Genomic DNA, 13,875 nt, shown 5'->3' on the forward strand with positions numbered 1-13,875 from the left:
AATGTCCCAATATGATCTCGTCGTCATCGGAACCGGTCCTGGCGGCTACGTCTGCGCGATCAAGGCTGCGCAGCTCGGCCTGAAAACGGCTGTCGTCGAAAAACGCGCAACGCTTGGCGGCACCTGCCTCAACATCGGCTGCATTCCGTCCAAGGCGCTGCTGCATGCCTCGGAAATGTTCGAGGAAGCCGGCCACGGTTTCGAAAAACTCGGCATCAAGGTCGCGAAGCCCAAGCTCGATCTGCCGGCGATGATGGAACACAAGACCGGTGTGGTCGATGCCAATGTGAACGGCGTTGCCTTCTTGATGAAGAAGAACAAGATCGACGTTCACACCGGTACCGGCAAGATCCTGGCCAAAGGCAAGGTCGAAGTTACCGATGCCGACGGCAAGGCAAGCGTACTGGAAACGAAGAACATCGTGATTGCCACCGGTTCCGACGTCATGCCGCTGCCGGGTGTCGAGATCGATGAGAAGCAGGTGGTCTCTTCCACCGGCGCTCTGGAACTGGACAAGGTGCCTGGCAAGCTGCTCGTCGTTGGTGGTGGTGTCATCGGCCTTGAGCTCGGCTCCGTCTGGAACCGTCTCGGGTCGGAAGTGACCGTGGTGGAGTTCATGGACAAGATCCTCGGCCCGATGGACGGTGACGTTTCCAAGAACTTCCAGCGCATGCTGAAAAAGCAGGGCATGGAATTCAAGCTGTCCTCCAAGGTCACGGGCGTCGAAAAGAAAGGCAAGGGCCTGGCCGTGACTGTCGAGCCGGCAAAGGGCGGCGATGCGCAGGTTCTCGAGGCCGACATCGTTCTGGTTGCCATCGGTCGCCGTCCATACACGGAAGGCCTGGGCCTTGATGGGGCAGGTGTTGCCCTGGACGAGCGCGGCCGCGTCAAGATCGACACCCACTACAAGACCAATGTCGACGGCATCTACGCCATCGGCGATGTGGTCGTCGGTCCGATGCTGGCCCACAAGGCCGAGGACGAAGGCGTTGCCGTTGCCGAATTGCTGGCAGGCCAGGCTGGTCACGTGAACTATGATGTCATCCCGGGTGTTGTCTACACCCAGCCGGAAGTCGCTTCCGTCGGCAAGACCGAGGAAGAACTGAAGGCGGCCGGCGTCGAGTACAAGACCGGCAAATTCGTCTTCTCCGCAAACGGCCGCGCGCGCGCCATGAACAAGACCGACGGTTTTGCCAAGGTTCTGGCGGACGCAAAGACCGACCGCGTGCTTGGTGTTCACATCGTCGGCTTCGGTGCCGGTGAGATGATCCACGAAGCTGCTGTCCTGATGGAGTTCGGTGGATCTTCCGAAGACCTTGCGCGCACCTGCCACGCCCACCCGACCATGTCGGAAGCGGTCAAGGAAGCAGCTCTCGGCGCATTTGCGAAGTCGATCCACGCGTAATCAACGCTTGAACGATGTCTTTTCGATATCGGTCGGGGCATCCGGACACCGGGTGCCCCGTAACATTTTTGTTGGATCGGCCGTCCTGCGGACCGGCTGACGCCATTCAAGTTTGAAGTTCTGCAAGTAAACGTAAAAAATGCCGCGCATCTGCAACTAATGCGCTAGAGTGTTGTCCTGTCAGGGGTGGTGCATTTCAACAAAAGGCAGGAGATGCTTTGCTTGAAAGGCAACGGGGCAACAATCAAAATCTGAATCTCACCCGCGGCTGGCTGCCAGTCGTTGCAGGGGGCATATTGCCGTTGGTTTGCGGCCTGGTGTTTTTCTGGCCGGAGCGAACCATTCCCTACGTGGATGACCTCTTCTTTATTCCGTGGGCATCCGAATTTGCGCAAACGGGCCGTCACTTGAATCCGCTTCTTGCGGTCCAGTTCCCGGGGCTGGAATCCTATCATCTCCAGCCAAGGCTTCATTTCATTCTGTCCGGATGGTTTTTGAAAGCCGCGGGGATCAGCACCGCGACAATCGTCCTGTACGAATTCCTCTGTTACGTGGCGACCAGCCTGGTCTTCGTGGTGTTCTGCCTCAGATTGAACCTTCGCACCGCTGCGCTTTTCACACCGTTGATCTTTGCGCCCATGTATGTCGTTTCCGGCTTCCGGCTGGAACTGACGGGTTCATTCATCTGGATGCTCGGGCTGCTGCTGGTCCTGCCGGTTGTCGTCAGGGCTGGTACGGGTGACACGCGGCAGACCGGTCGGGAAACTGTTTCCGCCGTTGCGGGTACCGCGCTTTTGGGAATTGCTCCGCTGACTGCACTGTCCATGCTTGCCTGGAGTGTTGGCGTCATTGCCGTTCTTCAGATCTGGAGGCTCAGGACGTGGCAGGCAAGCCTCGTTCGTGTGCTGAGTGAAGGCCTTGTCGCCCTCGCTATTGCCGTTGCCCTGTTTGCGGTCTCGGTGAACTTCGAGTTCGCCGAATTCTTCCGGCAGATCGCCTATCATTCCAGCCGGTCACATGGCTCCGGCAAGTTCAATGTGGAAGCGATCTTCCGGGCTGCCATGTTTGCAGGCGTATCTTGGGTTGTTTTCCGCAAGTCCCGCACCGCCGGGATAATCGGCTTTTGCCTTGCCGCTGGACAATTCTTCGGCGCCTTCGTGCATGACAGGCCGCTGATCCGGAATCTTGCGGCCGCAATGTTGTTTCTGCTGGCGGTCGACGTGCTGTTGAAAGACCACTGGCACAGGGTGAAGCTTGGCCTTTGCGCCGCATTGGTGCTGGCGCTTTCCTCCAACTTCATCGTTTTCTATGTGCTGTCGGAACCTTTGCCGAACAGGCAAGCGGTGGTCGAGGCCTACCGGCAGGATCTGGCGGATGGAAAGCGGGTCTTTATCGACGAAACGATGGCCCACCATTTTCTGGATCAGAAAACGTCCGGTGCCCTGTCCTGGACCTGGGGAGGCACTTTTCCAAAGGGGCGGCCGACCAGTATGGGAGACCTGAAGGAAGGCGACGTCTGGTATGTCAGCGAATATACCCTGCTCGGATACCTGAAGGGCAGGCATGACGTTGCTGAAAGGGTTTGGCCGAAGAACGACTATCCCCACGTCCTCCAGTTCTCCTGCATTCTGGGCCGTCATTCCTGTAATCTGCCTGCCAAACGCTGGACAATGATGCGTCTGGAAAGGCTAGGGGGAACGGTGATGGCAACGGAACTCGGCTCAGGCGCCGAACCAAGACCGATAGACGAAAGCTAGCAGCACGCTCCCTGGCGGCTGCCACCGGAACGAACATGCGTGCCGTAGGGGAGACACGGGACTGGACAAGGCTTGCCTGAAGCCGGGCAAAAAGGCTTGTCAGTGCTCCTTCAGGCAGAGGCCATGGTCGCCGAAAGCCTTCAGAACGTTGCATTCGGTCACCGTGTGGTCGCCTTCGCAGCTTGTTGCGATGCGCTTCAACTCCGCCTCCAGTTTGCGCAGGTGGGCAATCCGCTGGCGCACTGCCTTCAACTGATCTTCGGCAATCCGGTTGGCGGTTTCGCACGGTTTGTCTGGATGTTGGCTGAGGTCTATCAGGTCGCGGATGGCCGGCATTGGCAGGCCGAGGTCGCGGCAATGCTTGATGAAGCCAAGCCTTTCCAGGTCGCTGGACCGGTAGCGCCTCTGGTTGCCCTCGCTGCGGATCGGCGTTTCCAGCAGGCCTTCCTTTTCGTAATAGCGAATCGTCGGAACCTTCACGCCGGTCCGTCTTGAAAGGTCGCCAATTGAAAAATCCATAAAAAGCCTCTTGAAGCTCTAGTCGCTATAGCAATTACAAGGGACAGGAACCGAAAATCAAGCGACTCGAACAAGGAGTGCATCATGGGTGCCTGTTGCGGACATTCCCACGGAACATTTGACGGAATGTCGAAGGACTATCGCCGCCGGCTCTGGCTGGTGATCGCGTTGAACGGTGGCATGTTCATCGTCGAGATGTTTGCCGGCCAGGCAGCCGGCTCAAAGGCGCTGCAGGCCGACGCCCTCGATTTCTTCGGCGACGCGGTCACCTACGGCATATCATTGGCTGTCATTGGCGCATCGCTGAAGACCCGGGCCCTGGCTGCGCTTGCAAAGGGCACAAGCCTGTTTCTGATGGGCGTCTGGGTGGCTGCCACCACGCTCTATCAGGTGTTCGTGCTTGGCGTACCGCAGGCCGCAGTGATGGGCTCCATCGGCTTTCTGGCGCTGGCCGTAAACCTTGCCAGTGTCCTGCTGCTGGTCCGATACAAGGATGGTGATGCCAATGTGCGCTCCGTCTGGCTGTGTTCGCGCAACGATGCCATAGGCAACGTCGCCGTCATGCTGGCGGCCGCCGGTGTCTGGGGAACGGCAAGCGCCTGGCCGGACCTGATTGTCGCCGGTCTCATGGCGGCTCTCTTCGTCAGTTCCTCGGTCCAGATCCTGAACCAGGCCATAAAGGAATACCGGCACAAGACGGAGCACGAAGTGGCGGCTGAATAATTCGCCCTTTCCGGAACATGACTCAAGCGGTGGTGCTTCCCAGATGCACCACCGTTATTTCCGGAGGAACACCGAATCGGACCGGCAGGATCGAGCAGCCAAGACCTCCGGAAACGATGAGGTGGCGGGGCTCCGTTTCAAGGCCCAGGTGCCTTGCCAGCTTCGTCCCTTCCGTTTCAACGATGTGGCCATAGGCGTAGCTTTTGACGCTGCGTTTGGGAAAGGCCGGTTTGTAGCCGAAACAGTTGACCTGCCCGCCATGGGTGTGACCGCTGAGCGTCAGGCTGACGCGGCCCGGCACTTCGCGGATGATGTCGGGCTCATGTGCCATCAGCAGCACGGGCGCATCGTCCGTCACCTGGGCAAGCGTGCCGGTCAGGTCATCCAAACCTTTCCAGCGGTGCCGCTTGATCTTGCGGTGCGGTCTCAGCGCCAGCTGGTCGTCGATGCCGGCAAGCCAGAAAGCCTGGCCGTCCTTCTCGAACCGTTGAGCCCGGTTCTGGTAAAGGGGAATGCCGGCGTTCAGCAGCGCCTGACCATATCTGGTCGGCCCACCGCCAGTCAGCTGCGCGTCCGCGTCGTCCCACCAGTCGTGATTGCCGAGAATGGCGTGGGTCCCGAGCGGGGCCGACAGATCACCGAAGAGATCAGCCCACGCCTGTGGCGGGATCGGGTCGTATTGCCATTTGTGGCTGGCCACATAGTCGCCCAGCATCAGGATGATGTCGGGCTTCAGAGCGTTGGTCTGCCGGACGATGGAGCGAACCCGCTCCAGCCCCATCCAGGGATCGCAGACATGCGGGTCGGCTATCAGCGCGGCTTTCAGTTTCAGCCCTCTGGGCCATCGTGGAGGCGTCAGGTGATAATGCTTCAGGCTGAGCCGAAAAGGCTCAACGCCAATCGCGTAGGCAGGAGCGGAAACGGCACCCAGCATTGCGATGCCACAGGTTTGCAGGAAACGGCGTCTGGAAATCATGAGACTGTATCAACCGGTTCTTCAGGATAATCCCGAGTGAACCGGGTTATTGAGGCGTCGATACGGCCCGATGAAGGCAGGTTTCAGCAGATTTCGTGCAGACGGCATTCAGCCGAAAAAAAGCCCGCTGCGGAGCAGCGGGTCTTGGTCTGGAGCTTGTTTACCGGTGGGGGTCACTCCGACACGGTTTCGCCGGTGGTCGGCTGAATTACGGTCTCGCTTACGATTGCATTGCTGAGATCGTTGGTGGCGATGGCCACATCCGAGTCGGTGTCCGGGAGGACGGGCGTTTCCGCCACTGTCATCTGTTTGGACTGGGCTGTCTTGTTCCAGCTGCATGCAGCGGCCGGTGCAATTGCAAACGCGGTTACGGCAAGGGCCGCAATGCCGGTGCTCAATAGGCGCATGTTACATCTCCGTCCGTTGGCCTGCGCTACACTTGCGCAGTCTTACGTAAGGTAAGGGAAAACGGAGGTCTGACAAGGAAAAAGCGAAAGGCGATTGTCGTCGCACTGCCCCTGACCGGTTACTCGCGCTGGAGATTGTAGGTGGTCTCGGTTCGCGGTTCGGACAGATCGTTGACGACGTTGATCACGTGAACATCCAGAAGCTCGCCAAAGGCCCGCAATGTCAGTTGCTTGCTGCTCAAGAAACCGATCAGCAGCACCTGGATGGCACCATCTGAGCGCATTTCCCCTTTGGTCCAGCCCCACTTGCAGTCACGCGGGATGCAGGAGGTGAATGCGCGTACGCGCACATGCACCGCTTCATTCTCGCAGCGGCTTTCCACCTCGACGCGCGAGATTTCCTTCGGTTTGGCATTCGCATTGACCCAGACGCCGTCTTCGGGAAGTGGACAGTAGACGCGCTGCGCCAGCGAGGGCGCTGCCGACAGTAGAAGAAGACCGGCTGCGAGTAGTATCAGACGCATTCGTTATCTCCCGGCGAAACAGGCTGTTTCAGCAACCTAACCGTTTGTGGCGGAAGCGGCTACAACGGAGTTGGAACTAACATGGGAATCGAATGAAATTCCCCGCAAACAACAGAGACTTATCATGCAATCACTCGAAACGTCGCGGTTTCGTCTGCGCTTGCCGGAAGAACCGGACTTTCCAGTCTACAAGGCGTTCTTCGAGAACGGCGAGGCCTCACACTTCTATGGTGGGCCGTTGCGCGCGGACTCTGCCTGGCGCGTGCTGGCAAGCCACCTCGGCCACTGGCAACTGCGCGGCTATGGCATGTGGGTTATCGAACCGAAAACGGGCGCAGATATCATCGGCGGTTGCGGCTTCGTTTGGCCCGAAGGCTGGCCAAGACGGGAGTTGACCTGGTGGCTGATGCCCCAGGCACGCGGCACCGGTGCAGCCGTGGAAGTCTCGCAGGCGGCAATCCGCCATGCTTACGAAGTGTATGGCTGGCCTCTGGTTGAAACGCATATGAAGGATGACAACGAGGCAGCAAGGGGACTGGTGCGCAAACTTGGCGGCGAGCCGATTGCGCGCGAGATGTTTCCTGATGGCAAGGAACGGACAGTCTACGGATTTCCGAAACCTGACGGATCCTAACGGCGCGGATGAGCCTTGTCGTAGGCAGACAGGAGATGGGCGCTGTCGATTTCCGTATAGATCTGCGTTGAGGCAAGACTGGCGTGGCCGAGCAGTTCCTGGATAGTCCTGAGATCACCGCCGCCAGCCAGCAGATGTGTGGCAAAGGAATGGCGCAGGGCATGCGGGGTCGCGCTGTCCGGCAGGCCCAATGCACCGCGCAGGCGTGCCATGGCCAGCTGGATCATGCGCGGGTTCAGCGGACCGCCGCGGGCACCGAGAAACAGGGGGCCATCGGGCGAAATCGCGTAAGGGCAAAGTTTCAGATAGTGCTCCACCGCCTGGCAGATCGCCGGCAGGATCGGGACAATCCGCTCCTTGCCGCCTTTGCCGACGACACGAAGTGTCTTCGTCCCGTTTTTGGGGGCCATGGCACCGGTCAGCGACAGCGCTTCCGAAATCCGCAGGCCGCAGCCGTAGAGCAGGGTCAGGACGGCGGCGTTGCGGGCTTCCAGCCACGGCTCGCGTTCCATCGCCAGGTCACCGCTGGTCACGTCGATGGCGTCCTTGGAGGAGACGGGTTTCGGCAGGGATCGGGCCTGCCGTGGTGGCCGCACGGCGGAGGACGCGGCAGCGTTCACTTCGCCGCGCCTCTCCAGGTACCTGAGGAACGACCGGATCCCGGCAAGGCCGCGGGCGAGCGATCGGCTCTGGGCACCGTCACGACGGCGGCTTGCCAGGAAGCCTCGAAAGTCGGCCGGGCGGAGCGCCGCAATTTCCTTGAGGTCCGGTGCCCCGCCCAGATGGTTGGTCAGGAAGCGCAGGAACTGGCGCAGGTCGCGTTCGTAGGCAAGCAGGGTCTTGTCGGAAAGGCGTCGCTCATCGGACAGGTGGTCAAGCCACTGGTCGATGCGGCGGTTGAGCTCCGGCCGGGCGGTGACGAGCAGCGATTCGGATTTGGAGGATGCGGCACACATGGTGCCAATGTGATGCCGGATCCCCAACGGTTCCGTTAACATCGCGCCACATGGCGGCTATTTTTCGTCAAACCGGCCGACAGATGGTCCTCCCCCCATCAGGAGGTGAACAGGACCGTCGAGATCTCCGAGCCTGACCGACTTGTCCCGCAACACGAGGCAAAAGGAATTGGAGCGTCCTGTTACCTTTGGCAGGCGCCGGTAACGGCAAACAAAAACGGCCCGGAAATCCGGGCCGTTCGTTCGTCTTAAAGGTCGGTGATCAGAGAATGCTCTGGCCGGTCTTGGCCCAATCGGCCAGGAAAGCTTCAAGGCCCTTGTCGGTTAGCGGATGCTTGACCAGTGCCTTCAGCGTTGCCGGCGGTACGGTCGCGACGTCGGCGCCGATGATGGCGCAATCCTTCACGTGGTTCGGCGTGCGGATCGACGCAGCCAGAATTTCCGTGTCGAAGCCGTAGTTGTCGTAGATCACGCGGATTTCGCGGATCAGCTCAAGCCCGTCGGCATGAATATCATCCAGACGGCCGATGAACGGCGAAATGTAGGTTGCACCGGCCTTGGCTGCGAGCAGGGCCTGGTTGGCCGAGAAGCACAGGGTGACGTTGGTCTTGGTGCCTTCTTCGGTCAGCTGCTTGCACGCCTTCAGGCCATCGAACGTCAACGGCAGCTTGATGACCACGTTGTTTGCGATCGCGCCAAGGACGTGCGCTTCCTTCATGATCGTGTCGAAATCGGTTGCAGCCACTTCGGCGGAAACATCGCCTTCGGTGATGGCGCAGATTTCTGCGATGACTTCCTTGAAGTCCCGACCGGACTTTGCGATCAGCGAGGGGTTGGTGGTGACACCGTCAAGGAGGCCGGTTGCTTCCAGTTCCTTGATTTCAGCCGTGTCGGCCGTATCGACGAAGAATTTCATCTGTCTTTACTCCCTGTAGGGCTACCGGAGCGTCGCCGGAAACCTGGTCCCGGCTAGCGGGACAAAACGATTGCGTGGTCAGCTGGGCTCTCTTTACCCTAGGATGATGACAAGAAGAACCCCTGATTCTCTGGTGGACGAAATTTTTGCGGTACGTACCTCAAGAATGGCGAGACTTGATCCCGGCGACCGGACGGGCAATGTCACGCCAGGGTTCGGGCCGTGCCTGGCGCATGGTTTCGCGGCCGTTCCCGGAGCGATGAGGACCTGACACCCAGTGCTGTTCGACGATCCAGACTTCCAGGAAACCATTGCCAGCGTGCTGGTGCCGGTCGCGGTTGCGGGCGCCTATACCTACAAGGTGCCGCCCGGCCAGTCCGTGGTTCCGGGCACCATTGTCAAGGTACCGCTCGGCCCGCGCGAGGTGATCGGCGCTGTCTGGGATATCCAGCCGGACGCGGCCATCAATCCAAAGAAACTGAAGACCATTTCCCATGTCTACAACAAGACGCCGCCGCTTGATGATGATCTGCGCCGGTTCGTCGACTGGGTAGCGAACTGGACACTTGGCGCTCCGGGGATGGTGCTGCGCATGGTGTTGCGGTCCGAAGAAGCGCTGGAGCCGGAGGCACCCGTTCCCGGTGTCCGCCGTATCGAAGGCGCCGAGCCTGATCGTCTGACGCCGGCACGCGGGCGCGTTCTGGCGACCATGGAAGACGGCTTTGCCTGGACGAAGAGCGGCCTTGCCCATGCTGCCGGCGTATCCGCTTCCGTCATCGACGGCCTGCTTCAGCAAGATATCCTGGAAACCGTCCTGATGCCGGCGGCTCCTCCGCCGCCGAAACCGCAACTGGACTATGCGCAAAAACCGCTGACCCCGGCGCAGCAGGCCGCGGCAGACGGCCTGACCGCCTGTTTCGGCAAGGGTGGGGCCGTTGCCCTGATCGACGGTGTCACCGGCTCGGGCAAGACGGAAGTCTATTTCGAGGCGATTGCCGAAGCCTTGCGCCGGGGAAAGCAGGCGCTGGTGCTGCTGCCTGAAATCGCACTCACCGAACAGTTCCTGCGGCGCTTCGAACAACGCTTCGGGGTCTATCCGGCCGAATGGCATTCCCAGATCACGGTCAAGAACCGCTCGCGGGTCTGGCGCGGGGTGGCCTCCGGTGATGTGCGGGTGGTGATAGGGGCCCGCTCCTCGCTGTTTCTGCCGTTCAAGGAACTGGGCCTGATCATTGTGGACGAAGAACACGATGCGGCCTTCAAGCAGGACGACCGGGTGCCTTACAGCGCACGCGACATGGCTGTTGTCCGCGGCCATCTCTCCGGCTTCCCCGTTGTTCTGGCGTCGGCCACTCCATCCGTGGAAAGCATCGTCAACGCAGAGGTCGGCCGCTACAAGCTGTTCGAGCTGCCCGAACGGGCATCCGGTGCTGCCCTGCCGGACCTCATGGCCATCGATATGCGCCAGGACGGGCCGGAACGGGGACGCTGGCTGGCACCTGGCCTGGTCCACGGCATCGCCGGCACCTTCGCCGAAGGGGGGCAGTCGCTACTGTTTCTCAATCGGCGCGGTTATGCACCGCTGACCCTTTGCCGCACCTGCGGCCACAGGTTCCAATGCGCTCATTGCAGCGCCTGGCTGGTGGAGCATCGTTTTCAGAAAAAACTCGTCTGCCACCACTGCGGCCATCAGGAGCCGGTTCCCAAGGCCTGTCCGTCCTGCCAGTCGGTAGACAGTCTGGTTGCCTGCGGTCCCGGCGTGGAAAGAATCGCCGAGGAAGTGACCGAGCTCTTTCCGCAGGCGCGTGTGCTCGTGCTTTCGTCGGATATTGCCGGCGGGCCGGATCGGCTGAAGCGCGAAATGAAGATTGTCGAGGAAGGCGGGGCCGACATCGTCATCGGCACGCAGCTGGTCGCCAAGGGGCATAACTTCCCGCTGATGAAACTGGTTGGCGTGGTGGATGCGGACCTTGGCCTTGCCCATGGCGATCCGAGAGCTGCGGAAAAAACCTTCCAGCTGCTTGCCCAGGTGACAGGCCGTGCGGGCCGCGTCACCGGCGGCGGCAAGGGGTTCCTGCAGACCTACAATGCCGATCACCCCGTCATCAAGGCGCTGCTTTCAAGCGACAAGAAGGCGTTCTACCAGGCCGAGATCGAAGCAAGGCGGGCAGCAGGTCTGCCGCCGTTCGGGCGTCTTGCCGCCGTCATCGTCTCCGGACCAGACAGAGGATTTGCGGAAGGCTTCTCAAGGGCCCTTGCCCGTGCCGCACCGCCGGATCAGGCCGTCACGCTCCTTGGGCCTGCGGAAGCCGCCCTTGCCATGGTGCGCGGACGCTATCGTTTCCGCCTGCTGGCAATGGCCCCCCGCCAGTACGATCTGCAGGCCTATCTGCGGCATTGGCTGAGCATCGGCCCGAAGCCCACGAAGGGGCTGCGCCTGCAAGTGGACATCGACCCGCAGCATTTTCTCTAGGTGGTTTTTGCGTTCATCGGAAAAAGCGCCTGCCGTTCATACGAGTTCGGCGTGGGAGAATCGGGTGGAACCGCAAGGTCATTGTTTGCAATTGTGGCAACGCTGCTGACGGCAATAATCCCGCTGTCCGCGCAGCTGCGGCAAAAACGCCCTCCTGACTTGCCCCTTTCAGCCCTGCGCAAAGGCCTTTTTGCCTGCTCTGCAGAAAACCGTCTAAAGGTTTATGACGGTGCGGAGACGTTGATCTGAAACGTTTTTTATCGACCTTTGACAAAAAACACCGAGGAATCGGCAATAACAGTCTTTAGGCGAAGTTGCACACTGAGAAACCCTGTGCTAATTGAGGCGCGGCTTTGGGGGCAGCGGTTTAACCGTCATACCTTCTGACCTTGAAATCATTCATTTTTTCAATGCTTTGCGAGCGCTAGCCGTTTCGCGGGCATGAAAAACGTCAGAGAGCACGGACCTGGTGACTGACAACGTATCTCTCGTATCCGGCGTGGCACAGCGTTATGCGTCCGCCCTTCTCGACCTCGCCGAAGGCGAAGGTGTAACGGCTGACGTGGAGCGGGATCTGACAGCTTTCGAAGGCATGCTTGCCGAAAGCGAAGATCTCGTCCGTCTCGTGAAAAGCCCGGTATTCAGTGTGGAGGAGCAGCTTGCAGCGCTTACCGCACTTCTCGACAAGGCAGGCATCAAAGGCCTGGCTGCTAATTTCGTGAAGCTGGCAGCCCGTAACCGGCGCCTCTTCGTTCTTCCCGGCATGATCAAGGCATTCCGCACCCTGCTTGCGCAAAAGCGTGGTGAGGAAACGGCTGAGGTAACCTCCGCAGCTGCCCTTTCCGACGATCATGTCGCTGCCCTGAAAGAAGCTCTCTCGGCTTCCACGGGCAAATCTGTAAACATCGTGGCAAAGGTTGATCCTGCCCTGATCGGTGGCCTCGTGGTCAAGGTCGGCTCCCGCATGATCGACACGTCGCTGCGTACCAAGCTCAATTCACTCAAGTTCGCGATGAAAGAGGTCGGCTGATGGATATTCGGGCCGCGGAAATCTCCGCAATCCTCAAGGACCAGATCAAGAGCTTTGGCCAGGAAGCCGAAGTTTCTGAAGTCGGTCAGGTGCTCTCCGTCGGTGACGGTATCGCCCGTGTTTATGGTCTGGACAAAGTCCAGGCTGGTGAAATGGTCGAATTCCCGGGTGGTATCAAGGGCATGGCCCTGAACCTGGAAACCGACAACGTTGGTGTCGTTATCTTCGGCTCCGACCGTGACATTAAAGAAGGCGACACCGTCAAGCGGACCGGCGCCATCGTGGAAGTGCCGGTCGGCAAGGGCCTCCTGGGCCGCGTTGTTGACCCGCTCGGTAACCCGATCGACGGCAAAGGCCCGATCGAGGCAACCGAAAAGCGCCGCGTGGACGTCAAGGCGCCGGGCATTCTGCCGCGCAAGTCCGTGCATGAGCCGATGTCTACCGGCCTGAAAGCCATCGACGCCCTGATCCCGGTTGGCCGTGGTCAGCGCGAGCTGGTCATCGGTGACCGTCAGACCGGCAAGACCGCGATCATTCTCGACACCTTCCTGAACCAGAAGCCGCTGCATGCTTCTGACGACGAAGACGCCAAGCTGTACTGCATCTACGTTGCTGTCGGCCAGAAGCGCTCCACCGTCGCTCAGTTCGTGAAGACCCTGGAAGACGCCGGCGCGCTGGAATACTCCATCGTCGTCGCAGCGACCGCTTCCGACGCTGCTCCGCTGCAGTTCCTGGCACCGTTTGCCGGCTGCGCGATGGGCGAGTTCTTCCGTGATAACTCCATGCACGCCGTGATCGGCTACGATGATCTGACCAAGCAGGCTGTGGCCTACCGTCAGATGTCCCTGCTGCTCCGTCGTCCGCCGGGACGTGAAGCTTTCCCGGGTGACGTTTTCTACCTGCACTCCCGTCTGCTGGAACGTGCTGCGAAGCTGAACGAAGACCATGGCAAGGGCTCTCTGACCGCGCTGCCGGTTATTGAAACCCAGGGCAACGACGTGTCCGCGTTTATTCCGACCAACGTGATCTCGATCACCGACGGTCAGATCTTCCTGGAAACGGACCTGTTCTACCAGGGTATCCGCCCGGCCGTGAACGTCGGTCTGTCGGTGTCCCGCGTGGGTTCCTCCGCTCAGATCAAGGCGATGAAGCAGGTTGCCGGCCCGATTAAGGGTGAACTGGCTCAGTACCGCGAAATGGCGGCCTTTGCACAGTTCGGGTCCGACCTCGACGCCACGACCCAGCGCCTCCTGAACCGTGGTGCACGTCTGACCGAACTTCTGAAGCAGCCGCAGTTCTCGCCGCTGAAGACCGAAGAACAGGTTGCAGTCATCTATGCCGGCGTGAACGGCTACCTGGATGCAATCCCGGTCAACCGCGTGAAGGACTTCGAAGAAGGCCTGCTTCTGTTCCTTCGTGGCGAGCACAAAGCGCTGCTCGACGCCATCTGGGAGAAGAAGGCACTCGACGACGAGCTGACTGGCAAGCTGAAAGCTGCCATCGACGCGTTCGCCAAGAACTTCGCTTAAGACCACGCCGGGATAAGGAGCAGGGG

The 13,875-nt window shown here is 60.2% G+C and carries 13 protein-coding genes; 7 read left to right on the forward strand and 6 right to left on the reverse strand.

Annotation, left to right across the window (positions count from 1 at the left end; translation table 11 throughout):
* Position 1 precedes the first annotated feature (1 nt).
* Both lpdA and ACVDG9_RS01685 read left to right on the forward strand, forming a co-directional pair.
* A complete protein-coding gene (gene lpdA, locus ACVDG9_RS01680) occupies positions 2 to 1,405 on the forward strand; it encodes a dihydrolipoyl dehydrogenase (protein WP_447237149.1) in 1,404 nt (467 codons plus the stop codon).
* Positions 1,406 to 1,812: 407 nt separating this feature from the next.
* Positions 1,813 to 3,162, forward strand: coding sequence for a hypothetical protein (locus ACVDG9_RS01685; RefSeq protein WP_447237150.1), 1,350 nt, complete (start codon positions 1,813 to 1,815; stop codon positions 3,160 to 3,162).
* Positions 3,163 to 3,261: 99 nt separating this feature from the next.
* Here ACVDG9_RS01685 and ACVDG9_RS01690 read toward each other — a convergent pair whose 3' ends face one another.
* Positions 3,262 to 3,681, reverse strand: a complete 420-nt coding sequence (locus ACVDG9_RS01690; RefSeq protein ID WP_447237151.1) for a MerR family transcriptional regulator — start codon at positions 3,679 to 3,681, stop codon at positions 3,262 to 3,264.
* Between the two features lie 84 nt (positions 3,682 to 3,765).
* Between ACVDG9_RS01690 and ACVDG9_RS01695 the strand changes: the two genes are divergently transcribed.
* The gene (locus tag ACVDG9_RS01695) at positions 3,766 to 4,404 is read left to right on the forward strand and encodes a cation efflux transmembrane domain-containing protein (RefSeq protein ID WP_447237152.1); all 639 of its coding nucleotides are present in this window, start codon (positions 3,766 to 3,768) and stop codon (positions 4,402 to 4,404) included.
* A 22-nt stretch (positions 4,405 to 4,426) separates the two neighbouring features.
* On the opposite strand, the gene ACVDG9_RS01700 is transcribed toward ACVDG9_RS01695, so the two are convergent.
* From ACVDG9_RS01700 to ACVDG9_RS01710, 3 genes are all read right to left on the reverse strand, one after another.
* Positions 4,427 to 5,380 (reverse strand): metallophosphoesterase, encoded by a 954-nt coding sequence (locus ACVDG9_RS01700; RefSeq protein WP_209170401.1) that lies wholly within the window; start codon positions 5,378 to 5,380, stop codon positions 4,427 to 4,429.
* A 173-nt stretch (positions 5,381 to 5,553) separates the two neighbouring features.
* Positions 5,554 to 5,787, reverse strand: coding sequence for a hypothetical protein (locus ACVDG9_RS01705; RefSeq protein ID WP_447237153.1), 234 nt, complete (start codon positions 5,785 to 5,787; stop codon positions 5,554 to 5,556).
* Between the two features lie 119 nt (positions 5,788 to 5,906).
* Positions 5,907 to 6,311 carry a hypothetical protein gene (locus ACVDG9_RS01710; RefSeq protein ID WP_055657199.1) on the reverse strand — a complete coding sequence of 135 codons (405 nt, stop codon included), beginning with the start codon at positions 6,309 to 6,311 and terminating at the stop codon, positions 5,907 to 5,909.
* Positions 6,312 to 6,435: 124 nt separating this feature from the next.
* Here ACVDG9_RS01710 and ACVDG9_RS01715 point away from each other — a divergent pair, with 124 nt between their 5' ends.
* Entirely contained in the window at positions 6,436 to 6,945 is a 510-nt protein-coding gene (locus tag ACVDG9_RS01715; RefSeq protein ID WP_055657201.1) for a GNAT family N-acetyltransferase, read from the forward strand.
* Here the strand turns inward: ACVDG9_RS01715 and ACVDG9_RS01720 are convergent.
* Positions 6,942 to 7,901 (reverse strand): tyrosine recombinase XerC, encoded by a 960-nt coding sequence (locus tag ACVDG9_RS01720; RefSeq protein WP_447237154.1) that lies wholly within the window; start codon positions 7,899 to 7,901, stop codon positions 6,942 to 6,944. The two genes, ACVDG9_RS01715 and ACVDG9_RS01720, sit on opposite strands and share 4 nt — an antisense overlap.
* Positions 7,902 to 8,163: 262 nt before the next feature.
* Positions 8,164 to 8,817: a fructose-6-phosphate aldolase gene (gene fsa, locus ACVDG9_RS01725; protein WP_022999000.1), complete on the reverse strand. Its 654-nt coding sequence runs from the start codon at positions 8,815 to 8,817 to the stop codon at positions 8,164 to 8,166.
* Positions 8,818 to 9,094: 277 nt separating this feature from the next.
* Between fsa and ACVDG9_RS01730 the strand changes: the two genes are divergently transcribed.
* The 3 genes from ACVDG9_RS01730 to atpA all read left to right on the forward strand — a co-directional run bounded on the left by ACVDG9_RS01730 (position 9,095) and on the right by atpA (position 13,849).
* Positions 9,095 to 11,290, forward strand: coding sequence for a primosomal protein N' (locus ACVDG9_RS01730; RefSeq protein WP_447237155.1), 2,196 nt, complete (start codon positions 9,095 to 9,097; stop codon positions 11,288 to 11,290).
* A gap of 469 nt (positions 11,291 to 11,759) precedes the next feature.
* Positions 11,760 to 12,320 (forward strand): F0F1 ATP synthase subunit delta, encoded by a 561-nt coding sequence (locus ACVDG9_RS01735; protein ID WP_022998997.1) that lies wholly within the window; start codon positions 11,760 to 11,762, stop codon positions 12,318 to 12,320.
* On the forward strand, positions 12,320 to 13,849 hold the full coding sequence (gene atpA / locus ACVDG9_RS01740) for a F0F1 ATP synthase subunit alpha (protein ID WP_022998996.1): 1,530 nt from the start codon (positions 12,320 to 12,322) through the stop codon (positions 13,847 to 13,849). The genes ACVDG9_RS01735 and atpA overlap by 1 nt, the downstream gene beginning before the upstream one ends.
* Positions 13,850 to 13,875: the final 26 nt, after the last annotated feature.

The organism is Roseibium sp. RP-7, assembly GCF_053005225.1.

Coding starts and splice junctions, on each gene's coding strand:
- ACVDG9_RS01690 (WP_447237151.1), bottom strand. CDS start 3,681: ATGGATTTTTCAATTGGCGACCTTTCAAGACGGACCGGCGTGAAGGTT.
- ACVDG9_RS01695 (WP_447237152.1), top strand. CDS start 3,766: ATGGGTGCCTGTTGCGGACATTCCCACGGAACATTTGACGGAATGTCG.
- ACVDG9_RS01710 (WP_055657199.1), bottom strand. CDS start 6,311: ATGCGTCTGATACTACTCGCAGCCGGTCTTCTTCTACTGTCGGCAGCG.
- ACVDG9_RS01700 (WP_209170401.1), bottom strand. CDS start 5,380: ATGATTTCCAGACGCCGTTTCCTGCAAACCTGTGGCATCGCAATGCTG.
- atpA (WP_022998996.1), top strand. CDS start 12,320: ATGGATATTCGGGCCGCGGAAATCTCCGCAATCCTCAAGGACCAGATC.
- lpdA (WP_447237149.1), top strand. CDS start 2: ATGTCCCAATATGATCTCGTCGTCATCGGAACCGGTCCTGGCGGCTAC.
- ACVDG9_RS01705 (WP_447237153.1), bottom strand. CDS start 5,787: ATGCGCCTATTGAGCACCGGCATTGCGGCCCTTGCCGTAACCGCGTTT.
- ACVDG9_RS01720 (WP_447237154.1), bottom strand. CDS start 7,901: ATGTGTGCCGCATCCTCCAAATCCGAATCGCTGCTCGTCACCGCCCGG.
- fsa (WP_022999000.1), bottom strand. CDS start 8,817: ATGAAATTCTTCGTCGATACGGCCGACACGGCTGAAATCAAGGAACTG.
- ACVDG9_RS01715 (WP_055657201.1), top strand. CDS start 6,436: ATGCAATCACTCGAAACGTCGCGGTTTCGTCTGCGCTTGCCGGAAGAA.